Raw genomic sequence first — 18,107 nt, 5'->3', positions numbered from 1 at the left:
GTATCATGAATGATGTAAAACAAAACAGTACTCAGGTATATCATACGACAGAACTCCTTTCTAGCACAGCACTGTAATTTATTTTTGATGAAAAAATAAATAAAAACAAGTAAGCTCAGGACAGGTCTATTCTGTCTTGGGCTTTTTTGTGTGTTTAGGGAAGGGTTAGGATGATTAAAAGTTTATTTGGATATATAAAAGAGCATAAATGGTTATATTTATCCATTGCTCTGGTTTTATTATTGTATGATTTTACCATGCTGATTCCAACACAGGTGATTCAGCGTTTAGTAGATCATCTGTCGCATCATACTTTGACACAGCAGCATTTAATTAAAGATGTTGGTTTGTTAGTTCTGGTGACAATTTGTAACTATCTTTCGGCTTACTATTGGCATTTAAAAATATTTCAGTCGTCTATTGACTATAAGTTTCTCATGCAAAGAAGAGCTTTTGAGAAATTGGTAGCTATGAGAACGCCTTTCTACGAAAAATTTCGTTCTGGCGATATTCTAACGCGTTTTTCAACAGATGTTGAGGGAATGATGGAGATGGCTGGCTATGGGATTGTCATTCTCTTATACGCAGGAGGCATGATTGCCTTTGTCGTTCCGACCATGTTTTTTATCTCATGGGAAATTAGCTTACTGGCTATGCTTCCGCTTATGATATTGATGATATGGATTTATGTTCTTGGGAAAAAACAAGATAAATTAGTTGAAAATAATCGTGAAGCAGTGGCATCTTTGAATGATGAGGTATTGGAAACGATAGAGGGAGTCCGAGTTGCGCGTGCTTATAGCAAGAAAGCAACTCAGAAAGAACAGTTCCAATTGCGCACGAAAGCTTTATCTAAGGTCGGCGATCAAATTGCTGGCATTCAATATCTTTACGCACCGCTCTCCTCGGTCTTTATCGCTTTATCAACGATTATTGTGCTTCTTATTGGTGCTGCTTTTATAAAAACGGGACAGTTGACAATTGGGCAAGTGATTGCTCTTCAATTGTATATGATTAGCCTGATTGAACCTTTTTGGATGCTGTCGGATTTTATCTTGGTCTATCAAACGGGGAAGACGTCTTTTAAAAAGGTAACAGAACTGATTGAAACGACAGATGATATGGAAATGAGTGGAAAAGAGGAGTTGCAACATCTTATCTCTATTCGTTTTCAGGATTATCATTTCACTTATCCACAAACAAAAAGACCTAGCTTGCGTAACATAGCTTGGCAAATTGAAGCAGGAAAGACGTATGGTATTGTTGGAAAAACTGGCTCTGGTAAAACAACCTTAGTTCGTCAGCTTCTTCAGCAATATCCTATTGGACAAGGTGAATTTCAGATAAATGGAAAATCTGTCGGTCACTATTCACGTCAGTCGATTGAAGCGATGATTGGCTATGTCCCACAGGAACATATTTTATTTTCAAAATCCGTCAAAGACAATATTGCCTTTGGCAAGAGGAATGCGACATTAAGTGATATTGAGCGGGCTATTGAAACAGCGGCATTTTCAGAAGATTTAAAACGAATGCCAGACGGACTGGAAACTCTTATTGGTGAGAGGGGAGTGTCAATATCTGGCGGTCAAAAACAAAGAATTTCTTTGGCACGCGCTTTTATTAGACAGCCAGAAGTCCTTATTTTGGATGATTCTTTGTCTGCAGTTGACGCTCAGACAGAACGCCGAATTATCCAAAATATCCAGAAGGTACGAGCGAATCAGACAACAATCATTGTGACGCACCGTTTGTCAGCTATCCAGCAGGCAGACTGGGTTCTTGTCTTAGAAGACGGACAAATTATAGAAGAAGGGACTCCGAACCAGTTGCTTAATAAAGGAGGTTGGTACGCCGAACAATATCAGCGGCAGCAACATCAGAAAGGAGGGAGTGAATGAGTATCATTAGTCGTTTATTAAAAGAACTAAAAGTTGTTCGAATTGCATTTTTTCTTGCGGTTGGAATTGCTGTCTTAGCAACGGTGACTAGTCAACTGTCCCCTCTCTTTTTGAGAAATATGATAGACGGACCGCTTACACAGATTGGAAACGGAAAAGATTGTCAGGTTCAGCTTTTGCAATTAGCTGGATTATACCTAATTGCTGTAGTTTTGGGGAGTGCCTTGACTTACTTAGGCGACCGACTTTTAGCGCATTGTGGCAACAAGGTCGCCGAACATCTGAGAAATGAAGCTTATCAAGTCATGCAAAATTTGCCGATTTCTTACTTTGATGATAAGCCGGCAGGGAAGATTGCGACCAGAATTGTAAATGATACGGAAACCTTACGCAGACAATTTTATGCCAGTTTGGTTAGTGTTTTGATTCAAGTCCTTCGGATTGTTTTTACCTACGCTCTATTGTTTTACCTTAGTCCGCTTGCTGCCTCGGTACTTTTGCTATTGCTTCCTGCTTTTTATGGGATACAAGTATTTTATAAAAAACTAACGGACAAGCCGATGAAAGACTTTTATGATTCACGGAGTGACATCAATAATCAAGTGAATGAATTGATGCATGGAGCTAGTCTGATACAGCTATATCATCAGGAAAAAATAGTTCTTTCAGAATTTGATGCTACTGCCCGAAAAATGAGCCAAGCTGATAAACAAATTGTATGGGTAAGTGCTCTTTCGTCTTGGCCACTAACGGAATTTTTAAAAAATACAGTGCTTGCTATCATTTTGACGATAGTTGGCCAGCAATTTTTAGGCGGTCGCAATGTCATTACCGCTGGTGTACTGTTTATCTATCTCAATTATATTATCAATTTATTTGAGATGATGGGTTTTCTGGTTCGGCTTTTCCCGAATGTACAACGATCATTGGAAACAGGAAAACGAGTTTTAGAATTGCTAGATCAACCTCAGGAAGCGGATGAGAAAGCCCAGTTAGTAGTCAATAAAGGTGAGGTTGTGTTTGAACATGTGAGCTTTGCGTATGAGAAAGAAAAAACTGTCCTGCATGATATTAGCTTTAAGGCAAAGCAAGGAGAGACGATTGCTTTGGTAGGGCATACCGGCTCTGGAAAATCTTCTATCATGAACCTACTTTATCGTTTCTACGATCCCCAAAAAGGGAAAATATATATTGATCAACAAGACATCCAACAATATTCTCGTGAAAGTCTTCGTAGTCACATGGGGACTGTTTTGCAAGATCCTTATCTATTCACAGGAACACTAGCAAGCAATGTAGCGATGAGCCATTCAGGCATCAATCGTGAAAAAGTTCTAGAAGCTTTAGAAAAGGTTGGTGCAAGGGACTTGCTGGCTCGTTGTAAAAAAGGAATTGATGAACCTGTAAAGGATAAAGGGACAGCATTTTCGAGCGGTGAACGGCAACTGATTTCATTTGCACGAACTCTCTACGCTAATCCCAAAATTTTAATATTGGACGAAGCAACTTCCCATATTGATACAGAAACCGAAGAGCTGATTCAAAAAGCAATGGCGGTGGTCAAGGAGGGGAGAACGACTTTTATCATTGCTCACCGTTTATCCACCATTCAAGATGCAGACCAAATTTTGGTTATTTCTGAAGGAAAGATTGTGGAGAGAGGGCAACATGATACATTGGTAAAACAAAATGGAATCTATGCTCAAATGAGCCGTCTCCAGCAACAAGTATAAGTTTTGAAAGAAAAAATATGAAATAAAGAGCAGAACGAAATAGTAAATGATTTATAAATCAGGCATCCCTATCTGAAATATGGTATAATGAAGTGATACTAATAAAGTGGGTGTAATATGTATATAGAAATGGTCGACGAGACAGGGCAAGTTTCAGAAGAAATCATCAAGCAAACGCATGATATACTGGAATTTGCTGCTAAAAAGATTGGCAAAGAAGAAAAAGAAATGGCAGTGACATTTGTTACCAACGAGCGCAGCCATGAGCTGAATTTGGAATATCGAAATACAGATCGTCCGACAGATGTTATCAGCTTGGAGTACAAGCCTGAGCTGGACATTGCCATTGACGAGAAGGATTTACTAGAAAATCCTGAGCTGGCGGAAATGTTAGAGGATTTTGATGCCTATATCGGAGAGCTCTTTATTTCCATAGATAAGGCGCGTGAACAAGCAGAAGAATATGGTCACAGTTTTGAGCGAGAGATGGGGTTTCTTGCAGTGCATGGTTTTTTGCATATCAATGGATACGATCACTATACGCCAGAAGAAGAGGCGGAAATGTTTGGTTTACAGGAAGAAATTTTGACTGCTTATGGACTTACAAGACAATAAAAAAAACAAGCGCAAATGGAAGAATCGGGATGTCATTTCGAGTTTAGAATTTGCTCTGACAGGGATTTTTACGGCAATCAAAGAAGAACGTAATATGCGTAATCATGCCGTTTCAGCAGTTGCGGTCGTGCTTGCAGGATTGCTTTTTCGGGTATCTGCGATAGAGTGGCTCTTTCTCTTTTTGAGTATTTTTCTAGTCATTTCTTTTGAGATTATGAACTCTGCTATTGAAAATGTGGTAGACTTAGCTAGTGATTATCACTTCTCCATGCGAGCTAAAAACGCCAAGGATATGGCAGCAGGAGCTGTTTTGGTTGTTTCCGGTTTTGCGGTTATAACAGGAGTGATTATTTTCGTTCCGAAAATTTGGAATTTACTTTTTTAACATGAAAATCGGAGAATCCTTTCCGATTTTCTTATATTAGACTAATAAGGAATAAACGAGGTGAAAAATGACCTTTAAATCAGGATTTGTTGCTATTTTAGGACGTCCAAATGTTGGAAAGTCTACTTTTTTAAATCATGTTATGGGGCAAAAGATTGCTATCATGAGTGATAAGGCTCAGACGACTCGTAACAAGATTATGGGAATTTACACGACAGATCAGGAGCAGATTGTTTTTATTGATACGCCGGGGATTCATAAGCCTAAGACTGCCTTGGGCGACTTTATGGTGGAATCTGCCTACAGCACGTTGCGTGAAGTGGATACAGTTCTTTTTATGGTTTCTGCCGATGAAAAACGCGGTAGGGGTGATGATATGATCATGGAGCGTTTAAAATCGGCTAAAGTCCCTGTTATTCTGGTCATCAATAAAATTGATAAAGTACACCCGGATCAGCTGCTGAGTCAGATTGATGATTATCGCAAGCAGATGGACTTTAAGGAAGTTGTGCCAATTTCTGCTCTTCAAGGCAATAATGTTTTGCATCTGGTTGATATTTTAAGCGAAAACTTAGAGGAAGGTTTCCAATATTTCCCAGCTGACCAGATTACCGACCACCCTGAGCGTTTTTTGGTTTCTGAGATGATTCGGGAAAAGGTTTTATTGCTGACACGTGAAGAAATTCCGCATTCGGTGGCGGTGGTCATTGACAGTATGAAGCGGGATGAGGAGACTGACAAAGTGCATATCCGTGCTACCATTATGGTGGAAAGAGACAGTCAAAAGGGCATTATCATTGGCAAAGGCGGCTCTATGCTCAAGAAAATCGGCTCTTTGGCACGCCGCGACATTGAACTCATGCTAGGTGATAAGGTCTTTCTTGAAACTTGGGTTAAAGTCAAGAAAAACTGGCGGGACAAAAAGCTGGACTTGGCAGATTTTGGATATAATGAGAGGGAGTATTAGAGGCTGAGGAAGATGAGGTCGTTATTTGTCGCAGAAAAAGGTCACCAAAATGATAAAAGTATTGTCTTTTTGCATGCGTCTGGTTCTAGCAGTTAGATGTGGGCACATCATATCGCTGAGTTAAAAAATGATTTTCACTGTATAGCTGTTGATTTGCCTGGACATGCTTCTAGCCGCGACATTGAGTGGACAAATTTTAATGATGTTACAGAAATGATTGCTGATATTATCAAAAACAGGGCTCACGGCAAGCCGCACCTTGTTGGACTATCGTTGGGAGGCAGTCTCGTTCTTAAATTGTTGGAAAAACATGCTGGTTTATTTGATAGAGCGATTGTTGACGGTGCTAGTCATGAACCGATTAATGGACGTGGTAAAGTCATTGCCGTTGTCTACATCATGTCGTTATTTAAAAACACTAAGCTAATTGGTCAACTTTATGACAAAAATGATGCAGGATGATGGGGTCACTGAAGAGGATTGCCGAGGCTTTATTGCTGATTTGCAAAGGGCTTCTGCTAAATCATTTCGCCGAGCAATGTTACAGGCAAATCTGCTGAGGATTACTGCAAATTTCGACAATCCTGTTTTCTTTGTTTCGGGCGGTAAAGAATCGAAGTCAATTCATGAATCTCATAAAGAATTGGTAAGAAAAAACAGATTGAGTGATCGTGCCTATTATCCAAATAAAGGGCATGCGTGGCTGTTTAGTGATATTGACACGCATATACAATTACTTCGCTACTTTTTTCAAGACGGAGCATTTCCAGATAAATTAAAAGGTTTCTAAATATGGACTACATTTCCTACATTCGCTCAAAAGTTGGGCATGATAAGGTTATCCTGACCTTTGCTGGTGGTATTTTAGCAGATGACAAGGGACGCGTGCTGTTGCAACTACGCGGGGATAAGAAAACATGGGCTATTCCAGGTGGTGCAATGGAGCTTGGCGAATCCACTCTTGATACTGCTAAGCGTGAATTTTTTGAAGAAACTGGCATTGAAGTAGAAGCTACTCGTTTTCTCAATGTTTACAGTAATTTCGAGGAAGTTTATCCGAATGGTGATGCGGTGCAAACGGTTGTCTTCATCTATGAGTTGGCGGCGGTTTCATCAATGAATATTACAGATTTTCACAATGAAGAAACTCTACGCCTGCGTTTCTTTTCTAAGGAAGAAATTGAGAATTTAGAATCTGTGAGTAGTAAGCATCGCCTGATGTTAGCTGAGTATTTTGATGACAACTTTGCGATGGGACATTGAGTTGAGATTGACATATAATCCGTGATTAATTTATTTTTTAAGGAGGTAGGGCAATGGAATTTGTAAATCTTTTAGTGGAAAATGTGGAACGAGCCGAGGAGTGTTTTTTGTCGGTGCTGACTAATTTATCTGTGGAAGAAGCGAATGCTTTTCCGGTTGCGGATACAGTTCCATCCATTAAGTCTGTGACTTGGTTGACTTGGCATACGGCGCGGGAGCTGGATTTTCAGATTGCTGATTTAGCTAAGACCGAGCCAGTCTGGTTCTCTAAAGGTTGGAAGAAAAAGTTTGCCTTGGATTTGCCAGATGATACGGAAGATTGGCACCATACTCCTCAAGAAGCGCATAAAGTTGTGGTGACAGATATTGAGTTGCTCAAAGACTATCTGTCTGATGCGGTTGCGGCAACAATTGCTTATTTATTAGAGGTGAATGAAGACAGTTTGGACGATGTTGTTGATGAGAATTGGACTCCAGCTATTAAACGTGGGAATCGTTTAGTATCGATCATTGACGATGCTGCTATGCATTCAGGTCAGGCAATCTATGCTCGCCGCCTGCTAGGAAGAGAAGATTGAAAAAGGTAATGGTAGGGGAAATTCGAGCGGTTGAAAAATCTCATCTAGCTGACTGGGCTTACTTTGCTCATTTAGCTTGGAAGATAGAGAAAAAGAAATTACTAGCAGTATTTTCTGAAGGAAAATTTCCTAATGAATTTTTATACTACTTAGAGGGAGAAGCCATTGCTTGGATCAGCTTATCTATGCGTTCAGAGTATGTGGAAGGAGCAGAGCAACTTCCTATCGCATATATTGAAGGCATAGCGGTAGCACCTGCTTTTCAAAGAAATGGCATCGCTCATCAACTTCTAGAGTTTGCACAGTCGTGGGCGAAAGAAAAAGGAGTGTACCAGCTAGCTTCAGATTGTGATATGGACAATGCAGTCAGTCAAGCTTTTCACAAGAGTGCGGGATTTGAAGAAATAAGTCGAACTGTTCATTATATGTTACATTTGGATAAGAAAGGATAAAGATTTTATGCCCGAATTACCAGAAGTAGAAACGGTACGCCGTGGTTTAGAGCGGCTGGTTAAAGGAAAAGAGATTGAAAAGGTAGATGTCCGTTATGCCAAGATGATTGGAACGGGGGCAGATCCTTTTGTCTTAGAATTACCGGGGCAAAGCATTGATGCTGTTGGGCGTCGGGGCAAGTATCTGATTTTTTATTTGACGAATTGGGTGCTGATTTCGCATTTGCGCATGGAAGGAAAGTATCTTTTCTATCCTGAAGAGGTCCAGTTGACGAAGCATTCTCATGTAATTTTTCATTTTACAGATGGCAGCAGCCTCGTTTATCAGGATGTTCGGAAATTTGGCACGATGGAGTTGTTGAGAAAAGAACAAATAACATCCTATTTTACTGAGCGAAAGCTAGGACCAGAACCGACTGAATCAGATTTTCATTTACTGCCATTTGAAACCGCTCTGAAAAAATCTAAGAAATTGATTAAACCTTACCTGTTGGATCAAACTTTAGTAGCTGGTCTTGGCAATATCTATGTAGATGAAGTATTATGGCGGGCGCAGATTCATCCGGCAAGAGCAGCTCAAAGTTTGACTGCTGGAGAAGCAGAGGAATTACGCAAGCAGATTATTGCAGTCTTGCAGCTAGGTATTGAAAAAGGCGGTTCAACCATTCGCACCTACCGCAATGCTTTGGGAGAAGACGGAACCATGCAGGATTTCCTACAAGTCTATGGAAAAACAGGCCAACCTTGTACTAGATGCGGTCACGAAATTGAAAAAATCAAACTAGCTGGTCGTGGAACTCACCTTTGTCCACATTGTCAAAAAATGAGGTAGGACATGGCAAAAATAATCGGAATTACAGGCGGTATTGCTTCTGGCAAATCGACAGTCACAAATTATCTCAGGCAAAAGGGCTATCAGGTCATTGATGCGGATCAGGTGGTTCATGAATTGCAGGCGAAAGGCGGTAAACTCTATCAAGCATTGGTCAGCAGGCTAGGGTCTGCTATCTTGAACGAAGCAGGTGAGCTTGATCGTCCTAAACTATCTCAGCTCATTTTTTCTAGCCAAGAAAATTTAGCGAAATCTTCCCAGCTACAAAATGATATCATTCGGGAAGAGTTAGCCAATCGACGCGACCAACTGGCTAAGACTGAGGAGACTTTCTTTATGGATATTCCGCTCTTATTTGAGCAGGATTATGCAGACTGGTTTGATGAGGTTTGGCTGGTTTACGTGAATCCAGAGACACAAATCAAGCGGCTGAAGGCACGAAATGGCTATTCACAAGAAGAAGCGCAGCAACGCCTTGCCAGTCAGATGAAGTTGGAGGATAAAGTTCCTTATGCAGATTTTGTAATCAAAAATGATGGCAATTTAGAAGAGCTGATAGAACAGATTGATAAGAAGCTTAGGAGATTAAGAAATGATGAAAGCAATGGTTTATAGAGGAGGCGATTTGGGGAATGCTTTTGAAGTAAAAGAGATAAAACGCCCAATTCCTAAGGAACACCAGATTCTAGTGAAAGTAAACTATTCTTCTCTAAATAATGTTGACTATGAGCGCTTTAAAGGGAAAAAACTGTCTTTGTTTGCTCGAGCAACCCTTCTTTTTGGAGGTAAAGGAAAAATTTTGGGAGGTGAAGTTTCAGGGTAGGTCGAAGCAGTTGGAGAACAAGTTCAAAACTTTAAAAAAAGAGATGAGGTCTTTGGTCAAACATTAGGTTTCATGGCTTTCGGAGCTTGGGCTGAATATGCTTTACTGGAAGAAAAGCAGACTGTACTTAAACCAAGCTACCTCTCATATGAAGAAGCAGCTGTTTTAGCTAGTGCCTCTAAGACAGCCATAGGCGCTTTATGTACAGGGCAATTGCAGTCTGGTCAGAGTGTCTTAATTTATGGTGCTTCGGGCGGTGTAGGGCATCTTTTAGTGTGTTACGCCAAAGCTTTAGGAGCATCTATAACCGGTGTATGCAGCCAGCGCAATTTGAAGATGGCAACTGATTTGGGATGTGATAGAGTCATTGATTATCAACATGATGACTTTGAGAAAGCAGCAGGAAAGGATGATCTCATTTTAGCCGTTAATGGACATGTTGATTTGAAGATACTAAAGGCACATTTGAAGAAAGATGGTATTCTAGTAGGTGTAGGAGCGAGCTATCTGCCTGCTTCATTCTTGCAATCTTTCTTTTCAAAAAGGGTTCGCTATTTTAGTTACTTTCTAAAACCAAGAGCAGCTTATTATAATGAAATGCAGATGTTAGTGATGAAGAAAGAAATCAAACCTTTCATTGATAAGGTCTATCCCATTACTCAGGTTTCACAAGCCATCCAATATGTGATGAACGAACACCCCCAAGGAAAGATTGCTTTAAGAATGCATTTTTAGTATAGACAACCCTATATTAGATAGGCTATCATTCAGATGATGCTCAAAGTAGTCTAATAGATTGATTATTGGTTAATGACAAAGGATAAGAACTGTGTCAATTGAACATTGATTATAAAAAATTTTTAGAGACTGGCTGGGAAAATCATTATTAAAAATGCACAACTAGGATCTTCAGAAGAATTAAAAAGGCAGAGTGATGTTTATTATTCTGTGTTATAAACAAGTTGGAAAGAAGATGATTTTATTAAGAATCAAGTGAATTGGAAACGGAATTTATGGATTGCTTGGTTGGGGAACTTTTTTATAGGTGCTAGCCTGTCACTAGTTGTTCCCTTTATGTCTTTATACGTGGAAGAATTAGGCGCTAGAGGCTCTATGGTTGAATTTTATTCAGGCTTGGCGGTTTCGAGTACAGCTTTGACAGCAGCGCTTTTATCGCCTGTCTGGGGAAGTTTAGCTGATAGGTACGGTCGCAAACCAATGATGATTCGGGCAGCTTTTGCAATGACCTTTACGATGGGAGGCTTGGCTTTTGTACCGAATGTATTTTGGCTCATTGTATTGAGACTGTTAAATGGGGTGTTTTCTGGTTATGTACCGAATAGCACGGCTTTGATTGCTAGTCAAGCTCCTAAAAAACACTCTGGTTATGCCTTGGGAACATTGTCAACAGGTGTCGTAGCGGGGACTCTGATGGGACCGCTCTTAGGAGGAATGATAGCTCAAAGTTTGGGAATGAGAAATGTTTTCCTTTTGGTTGGATTTTTCTTGTTTGTTGTTACTTTGTGGACCATTTTTGGGATAAAAGAAGATTTTCATCCTGTCTCTAAAGGAAAAGAAGTTTCGACCAAGCAACTATTTCAGCGAATTCCTCAAAAATCAATCCTTTTTGGTTTGTTCATTACTAGCATGGTGATTCAGATGATTGGACAGTCCATTTCCCCTATTTTGACACTTTATATCCGCTCTTTAGGACAAAAAGAAAATTTGTTATTGGTATCTGGTGCAATCGTTTCAGCAATGGGCATTTCAAGCATATTTTCATCTAGTTGGCTGGGAAAATTAGGAGATAAAATGGGAAATCACCGTTTGCTTCTGCTGGCTCTTTTGTATAGTTTTGTAATTTATATTTTCTGTGCGAGGGCTGGTACGCCACTTGAATTGGGAATTTATCGTTTTCTGTTTGGTCTGGGGACGGGTGCGCTTTTGCCTGGAGTTAGCTCTCTGCTCAATAAAATTACTCCCCAAGAAGGTATTTCACGGATTTTCAGTTACAATCAAACCTTCTTTTATATTGGTGGCGTTATTGGACCGTTAATGGGGTCAGCTATTTCTGTTCATTTTGGCTATCATTGGGTTTTCTATAGCACAGCAGGTTTAGCTTTATTGAACTTCTTCTTTTTATTGTTTAGTTTTAGAAAATATTTAGGAGCAAAGGAAATCAGTGCGAGTAAAAATTAATTTAAAGTGTTCTTCTTGCGGCAGTCAGAATTATTTAACGAGTAAAAATATGAAAACACATCCAGAAAAGGTTGAGGTATTAAAATACTGTCCCAAAGAAAGAAAAGTGACCCTACATCTTGAATCAAAATAAATTTTATGGTAGAATAGATGAGATTTTAAGGAGTTTGATATGTATAATTTATTATTAACCATTTTATTGATTTTATCAGTATTTATTTTAATTGCAATTTTTATGCAACCAACCAAAAATCAATCAAGTAATGTATTTGACGCAAGTGCGGGTGATTTGTTTGAACGACCAAAAGCCAGAGGATTTGAAGCAGTTATGCAGCGTTTGACGGGAGTGATGGTTTTCTTTTGGTTGTTGATTGCATTAATGCTGACAATCTTATCTAGTAAATAAAATGGGCTCTGACTTTGTCTTTGCCTATTTTTTCTGTAGTAGATGAGTAAAGGCGACTTAAAGTTTAGAAAACATAAGAAAAAAGGAAAGAATGAAAGAAGAAATTTTAAGCTATTTAAGAGAAAAAAAAGAAGCTAGTATGGATGAACTGGCGCAGGGATTAGGGAAAGAAAAGGCGAAAGACTTTAGAAACCTAGTCAAAACGATTTCTGAAATGGAGCGAAAACGTCAGCTGGCCTTTAGCGATGCAGGGAAAATCCAGCTTCGCAAAGAAAAGCAAATGCTTACCTTGAAAGGAATCTTTCACGCCCATAAAAATGGCTTTGGTTTTGTTACCTTAAATGAAGAAGAGGATGATCTTTTTATTGGTCGCAATGATGTCAACTATGCGATTGATGGTGATACGGTAGAAGTTGCAATCACTAAGGTTGCAGATCGCAGCAAGGGAACATCTGCTGAAGCCAAGGTTATTGATGTTTTGGAACACAGCTTGAAAACAGCAGTGGGGCAGCTTATCTTAGACGAAGAGAAGCCTAAGTATGCTGGCTATATTCGGTCAAAAAATCAGAAAATCAGTCAACCTATTTATATTAAGAAGCCTGCTTTGATTTTGGATGGAACAGAGATTTTAAAAGTAGAGATTGATAAATATCCAACTAAAAAGCATGACTTTTTTGTAGCTAATGTTTTAGATGTGGTCGGTCATAAGGATGATCCAGGAATTGATGTTCTGGAAGTTTTGGAGTCCATGGATATTGTGTCTGAGTTTCCAGAAAGAGTTTTGAAGGAAGCATCAACGATTCCAGAGGCGCTGTCTGAAAAAGATTTTGAAGGACGTTTAGATCTGCGTAATGAAATTACCTTTACCATTGACGGGGCGGATGCGAAAGATTTGGATGATGCAGTTCATATCAAGAAGCTATCAAATGGACATTTTGAACTGGGAGTTCATATTGCAGATGTTTCTTACTATGTTCAAGAAGGTTCTGAATTGGACAAGGAAGCCCTCAACCGAGCGACATCGGTTTATGTGACTGACCGTGTAATACCGATGCTACCTGAGCGTTTGTCAAATGGCATTTGCTCGCTCAATCCTAATGTAGATCGACTGACGCAATCGGCTATCATGGAGATTAATCAAAAAGGTCAAGTTATCAAGCATACCATTACTCAAACGGTCATTAAATCCACTTTTCGTATGACCTATAGCAATGTGAATGACATGATTGCTGGAGATGAGGAAAAACAAGCAGCTTTTAAAGCGATTTTGCCGAGTGTTGAAGCAATGACGGAACTTCATGCAATTCTTGAGCGGATGCGATACAAACGTGGAGCTCTTAATTTTGATACGAAAGAAGCTAAAATTTTGGTCAATAAGACTGGGCATCCAGTAGATATTGTTTTGCGCCAGCGTGGACTTGCGGAGCGTATGATTGAGTCCTTTATGCTAGTCGCCAATGAAACAGTAGCAGAGCATTTTGCTACGTTAAACCTGCCCTTTATCTATCGGATTCATGAAGAACCTAAGGCTGAGAAAGTGCAGAAGTTTATTGATTATGCTTCTACTTTTGGCGTTCGGGTCTACGGAACGGCTAATTCTATGAGCCAATCTGCCCTTCAGGATATTATGAAAGCAGTCCAAGGTCAGCCTTATGAAGAAGTGCTGTCTATGATGCTTTTGCGTTCCATGCAGCAGGCTCGTTACTCAGAGCACAACCACGGTCATTATGGTTTGGCAGCCGAGTTTTATACTCACTTTACTAGTCCGATTCGCCGTTATCCAGACCTTTTGGTTCACCGTATGGTGCGCGATTATGGGCATTCTAAAGAAATAGCAGAGCATTTTGAACAAGTCATTCCAGATATTGCCAGTCAGTCTTCCAGCAGGGAACGGCGAGCTATTGAAGCAGAGCGAGAAGTAGAAGCTATGAAAAAGGCTGAGTTTATGGAAGAATTTGTGGGAGAAGAATTTGATGGTATTGTGTCAAGCGTTGTTAAATTCGGTCTTTTTGTTGAACTTCCAAACACAGTTGAAGGTTTGATTCATGTAACCAATTTGCCAGAATTTTTCCACTACAATGAACGCACTCTAACTCTGCAAGGGGAAAAGTCAGGTGTGGTTTTTCGAGTCGGTCAACAGATTCGCATTAAGCTGATTCGAGCAGACAAAGCGACTGGTGAGATTGACTTTGAATACCTACCTAGTGAATATGATGTGATTGAAAAGAGAAAGCAATCCAATCGTGATAGGCGTCAACAGTCGCATCAAGATAACAGAGGACGAAGAGACAAGTCTCCGAAAGGAAAAGTTTCTAGGGATAAGAAATCAAAGAAAAATAAGAGTAAGAAACCGTTTTATAAAGAAATGGCTAAGAAAGGAAGCAAGAATGGCAAAGGGAGAAGGAAAGGTCGTCGCTCAAAATAAGAAAGCGCGTCACGACTATACGATTGTTGATACGATTGAAACGGGCATGGTTCTGACCGGAACTGAAATCAAAAGTGTGCGGGCTGCACGAATTAACCTGAAAGATGGCTTTGCTCAAGTCAAAAACGGAGAAGTCTGGCTCAGTAATGTTCACATCGCTCCCTATGAGGCGGGCAATATCTGGAATCAAGATCCTGAACGTAGGAGAAAATTGCTATTGCATAAAAAGCAAATCCAGAAATTAGAGCAGGAAACCAAAGGAACTGGAATGACTTTGGTTCCCCTCAAAGTTTATCTTAAGGACGGTTATGCCAAGTTACTTTTAGGATTGGCTAAAGGGAAACACGACTATGACAAGCGTGAATCCATTAAACTTCGTGAGCAAAATAGAGACATTGCTCGGACGATGAAGGCTTATAATGTGAGATAATATACAAGATGTAAAAATCGGAAGTTGTTTCCGATTTTTTAGTAGTTCGAGGTAGTTGATTGGTCAATCTTTATCAAAAACCCTTTTCTAACATGGCAAAATCTGAGAAATTTTTTCAGCTTTTTTATTTGTTTTACGAATAAATAGATAAAGCAAATTTTCATTCAACTTAGGAGGAAAGATGTTAGAGACAATCATTGAAAAGATGAAAGAGTATAAAATTTTGATTGGTTTAAGTTTGATTGGTTTGATAATAGCAGGATTTTTTATGATAAATGGTCAATCCAGTAGACGATCAAATGTAGCAGAGCTCGCACAGGAAACAGTTACGAGTTCGGAGGCAGAATTAGAAGAAATTTCAACTGGAACGAAGAAAAACTCACAGAAAGAAAAAGCAGAGCCTCAAACGAGCTCCAGTGAAGAATCAGAATTTTTAACCGTAGATGTCAAGGGTGCAGTCAAAAATCCAGGTATTTATCAACTGAAAAAGACTAGCCGGATCAATGATGCAATCCAAAAAGCAGGTGGTTTAACAACAGACGCTGATAGCAAATCTGTCAATTTGGCGCAAAAACTAACGGATGAAGCCGTTGTATATGTAGCAACCATGAGCGAAAATGCAGCAAGTATTGCAAGCGGGGCAGGGCAATCTTCAACGTCAGGAACTAGTGAAGTCGCATCGCAAAAAGGGAATAAGGTCAATCTAAACACAGCTGATTTATCTGAGTTGCAGACCATTTCTGGCATTGGTCAAAAACGTGCGCAAGATATTTTAGAATATCGTGAGGCAAACGGGAAATTTAATTCCGTTGATGACCTGAAAAATGTATCAGGAGTTGGTGCCAAAACACTAGAAAAATTGGAAGAATATGTCACAGTGGATTAAAAGATTTCCGATTAAGCCGATTTACATTGCTTTTTTGCTTGTCTGGTTATATTTTGCAATCTATCAAAGTAGCTGGTTAGCATGGCTTGGTTTTATCTTTCTAGGGATTCGTCTTTTTCGATTTTATTCACCGAAAGAATGTTTCATGACCTTCATGATCCTCTCTTGTTTTGCTGGTTTTTTCTTTGTTCGTAGGGAAATGGTAGAGCAGAAGACGAAAGTAGAACCTTCTCCCGTAAGACAAGTAGCAGTTCTACCTGACACGATTAAGGCAAATGGAGATTCACTTTCTTTCCGTGGTAAAACAAATGGGCAGACTTATCAAGTTTACTACAAATTGAAATCAAAGGAAGAACAATTGGCTTTTCAAAATCTCTCTAGTTTGGTTACATTGACAGTTGAGGGAGAATTTGAAATCCCTGAGAAGAAGCGTAATTTTGATGGTTTTGATTACCAATCCTATTTAAGAACGCAAGGAATTTATCGAATTTTAAAAGTGAATACCATTTTATCTAGCCAAGATCGAATCAGCTTGCACCCCCTAGAGTGGCTCTCTAGTTGGCGAAGAAAGGCACTGGTATTTATCAAGAAGCATTTTCCAAATCCGATGAGTAATTACATGACAGGACTCTTATTTGGTGCCTTGGATACAGACTTCGATGAAATGAACAGTCTTTACTCTAGCTTGGGAATTATTCATTTATTTGCGCTGTCTGGCATGCAAGTTGGCTTTTTTATGGAGGGTTTTCGTAAGTTGCTGTTAAGGCTGGGCCTTACGCAGGAAACGGTTCATAAATGCCAATATCCATTTTCTTTCTTTTATGCGGGAATGACTGGATTTTCAGTATCCGTTGTACGGAGCTTAATTCAGAAATTATTATCGCAACATGGTATCACTAAGTTAGATAATTTTGCTTTAACGATGATGATATTGTCCTTGATTATGCCGTCCTTTCTTTTGTCGGCAGGAGGAGTTCTCTCCTGTGCTTATGCTTTTGTCATTAGTGTGATAGATTTTGAAGGTATGGCTTCTTGGCGAAAAGTTGTTGTAGAGAGTAGCGTTATTTCACTTGGTGTTTTACCAATTCTAATCTTTTACTTTGGTGAATTTCAACCTTGGTCTATTTTGTTGACATTTGTTTTTTCACTGATTTTTAATGCAATGATGCTACCAGGCTTGATGTTTATTTTTCTTTTTTCGCCTTTGATAAAGCTGACTCAAGTCAATTTTCTATTTGAAGGTTTAGAAAATAGTATTCGTTGGATAGCAAGTGCCTTTGGTAAACCAATCGTTTTTGGGCAGCCCAGCCCGCTTTTGCTGATTATTATGCTGCTTGTATTGGCTATTTTGTATGATGTTAGAAAAAATAAAAAATGGGTAATATTTCTTAGTCTGTTTCTTTCATTACTCTTTTTTGTAACTAAATTTCCTTTGCAAAACGAGATCACAATGGTGGATGTCGGGCAAGGAGATAGTATTTTTCTGAGAGACCGAAAAGGGAGAACTGTATTGATTGATGTTGGCGGACGTGAAGAAATTAGAAAAAAAGAAAGTTGGCAAGAACGTATAAGTAGTTCAAATGCAGAGAGAACGCTGATTCCTTATCTAAAAAGTCGTGGCGTAGATACGATTGATACTTTAGTCTTAACAAATCCAAATCCAGATTATGCAGGAGATGTATTAGAAGTTGCTAAAAAGTTTGCAATAAAGAAAATTTATATTTCCAGAAGTAGTCTAAACAATGCAGATTTTCTAAAGAAATTAAGGGAGACAAACACATTCATTCATGTCGTAAAACAAGGCGACAAACTTCCTATTTTTGATCATCATTTGCAAGTTCTTTCGGGTGCTAGCAAGAACGACCATTCGATCGTTTTATATGGTCAGTTTTTCCGTACAAGATTTTTATTTGCGAGCGACTTGAAAGAAGAGGGCGAAGCAAAGTTAATGCAGCATTATCCAAAGTTGAAAACAGATGTTTTGAAAGTCGGACAGCATGGAGCCAAGGACTCATCAAGTTCAAAATTTTTGCAAAAAATAGAACCAACGGTTGCGCTCATTTCTGTCGGGAAAAATAATCAATCTAAGCAACCTAGTCAAGATACAATAGAGCGATTTGCACAATTGCCTGCTAAACTCTATCGGACAGATGAACAAGGGGCAGTTAAATTTTCAGGGTGGACAAACTGGCGATTAGAAACGGTCAAGTAA

The 18,107-nt window shown here is 39.3% G+C and carries 19 protein-coding genes and 1 pseudogene; all 20 read left to right on the top strand.

The annotated features are described in order from the left end of the window. Window positions 1-170 precede the first annotated feature (170 nt). Window positions 171-1,901 carry an ABC transporter ATP-binding protein gene (locus tag IYQ91_RS01110; RefSeq protein ID WP_195672815.1) on the top strand — a complete coding sequence of 577 codons (1,731 nt, stop codon included), beginning with the start codon at window positions 171-173 and terminating at the stop codon, window positions 1,899-1,901. Further along, window positions 1,898-3,634, top strand: a complete 1,737-nt coding sequence (locus IYQ91_RS01105; RefSeq protein ID WP_195672814.1) for an ABC transporter ATP-binding protein — start codon at window positions 1,898-1,900, stop codon at window positions 3,632-3,634. The genes IYQ91_RS01110 and IYQ91_RS01105 overlap by 4 nt, the downstream gene beginning before the upstream one ends. A gap of 117 nt (window positions 3,635-3,751) precedes the next feature. Further along, window positions 3,752-4,249: an rRNA maturation RNase YbeY gene (gene ybeY / locus IYQ91_RS01100; protein WP_195672813.1), complete on the top strand. Its 498-nt coding sequence runs from the start codon at window positions 3,752-3,754 to the stop codon at window positions 4,247-4,249. Further along, window positions 4,230-4,634 (top strand): diacylglycerol kinase family protein, encoded by a 405-nt coding sequence (locus IYQ91_RS01095; RefSeq protein WP_003024772.1) that lies wholly within the window; start codon window positions 4,230-4,232, stop codon window positions 4,632-4,634. The genes ybeY and IYQ91_RS01095 overlap by 20 nt, the downstream gene beginning before the upstream one ends. 67 nt (window positions 4,635-4,701) lie before the next feature. After that, entirely contained in the window at window positions 4,702-5,601 is a 900-nt protein-coding gene (gene era, locus IYQ91_RS01090) for a GTPase Era (RefSeq protein WP_195672812.1), read from the top strand. 96 nt (window positions 5,602-5,697) lie between these two features. Next, window positions 5,698-6,391: pseudogene (locus tag IYQ91_RS01085) on the top strand (alpha/beta fold hydrolase). Window positions 6,392-6,393: 2 nt separating this feature from the next. Then, complete coding sequence (locus IYQ91_RS01080) at window positions 6,394-6,864, top strand: NUDIX hydrolase (RefSeq protein WP_195672811.1); 471 nt, start codon at window positions 6,394-6,396, stop codon at window positions 6,862-6,864. 53 nt (window positions 6,865-6,917) lie between these two features. Continuing rightward, window positions 6,918-7,442: a DUF664 domain-containing protein gene (locus tag IYQ91_RS01075; RefSeq protein WP_195672810.1), complete on the top strand. Its 525-nt coding sequence runs from the start codon at window positions 6,918-6,920 to the stop codon at window positions 7,440-7,442. An 8-nt stretch (window positions 7,443-7,450) separates the two neighbouring features. Then, on the top strand, window positions 7,451-7,894 hold the full coding sequence (locus IYQ91_RS01070; RefSeq protein ID WP_195672995.1) for a GNAT family N-acetyltransferase: 444 nt from the start codon (window positions 7,451-7,453) through the stop codon (window positions 7,892-7,894). Between the two features lie 7 nt (window positions 7,895-7,901). Further along, a complete protein-coding gene (mutM, locus tag IYQ91_RS01065; protein ID WP_003029866.1) occupies window positions 7,902-8,726 on the top strand; it encodes a DNA-formamidopyrimidine glycosylase in 825 nt (274 codons plus the stop codon). A gap of 3 nt (window positions 8,727-8,729) precedes the next feature. Further along, entirely contained in the window at window positions 8,730-9,341 is a 612-nt protein-coding gene (gene coaE / locus IYQ91_RS01060; protein ID WP_195672809.1) for a dephospho-CoA kinase, read from the top strand. Continuing rightward, window positions 9,319-9,549, top strand: coding sequence for a hypothetical protein (locus IYQ91_RS01055; protein WP_195672808.1), 231 nt, complete (start codon window positions 9,319-9,321; stop codon window positions 9,547-9,549). Before coaE ends, IYQ91_RS01055 begins: the two co-directional genes overlap by 23 nt. A gap of 72 nt (window positions 9,550-9,621) precedes the next feature. Beyond that, window positions 9,622-10,284, top strand: a complete 663-nt coding sequence (locus IYQ91_RS01050) for an NAD(P)-dependent alcohol dehydrogenase (protein ID WP_195672807.1) — start codon at window positions 9,622-9,624, stop codon at window positions 10,282-10,284. A gap of 258 nt (window positions 10,285-10,542) precedes the next feature. Beyond that, window positions 10,543-11,748, top strand: a complete 1,206-nt coding sequence (locus tag IYQ91_RS01045) for a multidrug efflux MFS transporter (RefSeq protein ID WP_195672806.1) — start codon at window positions 10,543-10,545, stop codon at window positions 11,746-11,748. Next, window positions 11,732-11,881 (top strand): 50S ribosomal protein L33, encoded by a 150-nt coding sequence (gene rpmG / locus IYQ91_RS01040; protein ID WP_003024746.1) that lies wholly within the window; start codon window positions 11,732-11,734, stop codon window positions 11,879-11,881. Before IYQ91_RS01045 ends, rpmG begins: the two co-directional genes overlap by 17 nt. A gap of 39 nt (window positions 11,882-11,920) precedes the next feature. Next, entirely contained in the window at window positions 11,921-12,154 is a 234-nt protein-coding gene (gene secG / locus IYQ91_RS01035) for a preprotein translocase subunit SecG (protein ID WP_003024744.1), read from the top strand. A 91-nt stretch (window positions 12,155-12,245) separates the two neighbouring features. Further along, entirely contained in the window at window positions 12,246-14,579 is a 2,334-nt protein-coding gene (gene rnr / locus IYQ91_RS01030) for a ribonuclease R (RefSeq protein ID WP_195672805.1), read from the top strand. Further along, the gene (gene smpB, locus IYQ91_RS01025; RefSeq protein ID WP_195672804.1) at window positions 14,542-15,009 is read left to right on the top strand and encodes an SsrA-binding protein SmpB; all 468 of its coding nucleotides are present in this window, start codon (window positions 14,542-14,544) and stop codon (window positions 15,007-15,009) included. Before rnr ends, smpB begins: the two co-directional genes overlap by 38 nt. A gap of 181 nt (window positions 15,010-15,190) precedes the next feature. Continuing rightward, window positions 15,191-15,895, top strand: coding sequence for a helix-hairpin-helix domain-containing protein (locus IYQ91_RS01020; protein WP_195672803.1), 705 nt, complete (start codon window positions 15,191-15,193; stop codon window positions 15,893-15,895). Next, complete coding sequence (locus IYQ91_RS01015; protein WP_195672802.1) at window positions 15,879-18,107, top strand: DNA internalization-related competence protein ComEC/Rec2; 2,229 nt, start codon at window positions 15,879-15,881, stop codon at window positions 18,105-18,107. Before IYQ91_RS01020 ends, IYQ91_RS01015 begins: the two co-directional genes overlap by 17 nt.

Source organism: Streptococcus sp. HF-2466 (genome assembly GCF_015594645.1).
Lineage (GTDB): Bacteria > Bacillota > Bacilli > Lactobacillales > Streptococcaceae > Streptococcus > Streptococcus anginosus.
Note: the sequence above shows the minus strand (reverse complement) of the source record. Positions and strands in the feature narration are given on the sequence as shown.

What these genes read in the sequence shown, in the direction of transcription:
- IYQ91_RS01110 (WP_195672815.1), top strand. Translation starts at nt 171, where the DNA reads ATGATTAAAAGTTTATTTGGATATATAAAAGAGCATAAATGGTTATAT.
- IYQ91_RS01105 (WP_195672814.1), top strand. Translation starts at nt 1,898, where the DNA reads ATGAGTATCATTAGTCGTTTATTAAAAGAACTAAAAGTTGTTCGAATT.
- ybeY (WP_195672813.1), top strand. Translation starts at nt 3,752, where the DNA reads ATGTATATAGAAATGGTCGACGAGACAGGGCAAGTTTCAGAAGAAATC.
- IYQ91_RS01095 (WP_003024772.1), top strand. Translation starts at nt 4,230, where the DNA reads ATGGACTTACAAGACAATAAAAAAAACAAGCGCAAATGGAAGAATCGG.
- era (WP_195672812.1), top strand. Translation starts at nt 4,702, where the DNA reads ATGACCTTTAAATCAGGATTTGTTGCTATTTTAGGACGTCCAAATGTT.
- IYQ91_RS01080 (WP_195672811.1), top strand. Translation starts at nt 6,394, where the DNA reads ATGGACTACATTTCCTACATTCGCTCAAAAGTTGGGCATGATAAGGTT.
- IYQ91_RS01075 (WP_195672810.1), top strand. Translation starts at nt 6,918, where the DNA reads ATGGAATTTGTAAATCTTTTAGTGGAAAATGTGGAACGAGCCGAGGAG.
- IYQ91_RS01070 (WP_195672995.1), top strand. Translation starts at nt 7,451, where the DNA reads ATGGTAGGGGAAATTCGAGCGGTTGAAAAATCTCATCTAGCTGACTGG.
- mutM (WP_003029866.1), top strand. Translation starts at nt 7,902, where the DNA reads ATGCCCGAATTACCAGAAGTAGAAACGGTACGCCGTGGTTTAGAGCGG.
- coaE (WP_195672809.1), top strand. Translation starts at nt 8,730, where the DNA reads ATGGCAAAAATAATCGGAATTACAGGCGGTATTGCTTCTGGCAAATCG.
- IYQ91_RS01055 (WP_195672808.1), top strand. Translation starts at nt 9,319, where the DNA reads ATGATGAAAGCAATGGTTTATAGAGGAGGCGATTTGGGGAATGCTTTT.
- IYQ91_RS01050 (WP_195672807.1), top strand. Translation starts at nt 9,622, where the DNA reads ATGGCTTTCGGAGCTTGGGCTGAATATGCTTTACTGGAAGAAAAGCAG.
- secG (WP_003024744.1), top strand. Translation starts at nt 11,921, where the DNA reads ATGTATAATTTATTATTAACCATTTTATTGATTTTATCAGTATTTATT.
- rnr (WP_195672805.1), top strand. Translation starts at nt 12,246, where the DNA reads ATGAAAGAAGAAATTTTAAGCTATTTAAGAGAAAAAAAAGAAGCTAGT.
- smpB (WP_195672804.1), top strand. Translation starts at nt 14,542, where the DNA reads ATGGCAAAGGGAGAAGGAAAGGTCGTCGCTCAAAATAAGAAAGCGCGT.
- IYQ91_RS01020 (WP_195672803.1), top strand. Translation starts at nt 15,191, where the DNA reads ATGTTAGAGACAATCATTGAAAAGATGAAAGAGTATAAAATTTTGATT.
- IYQ91_RS01015 (WP_195672802.1), top strand. Translation starts at nt 15,879, where the DNA reads ATGTCACAGTGGATTAAAAGATTTCCGATTAAGCCGATTTACATTGCT.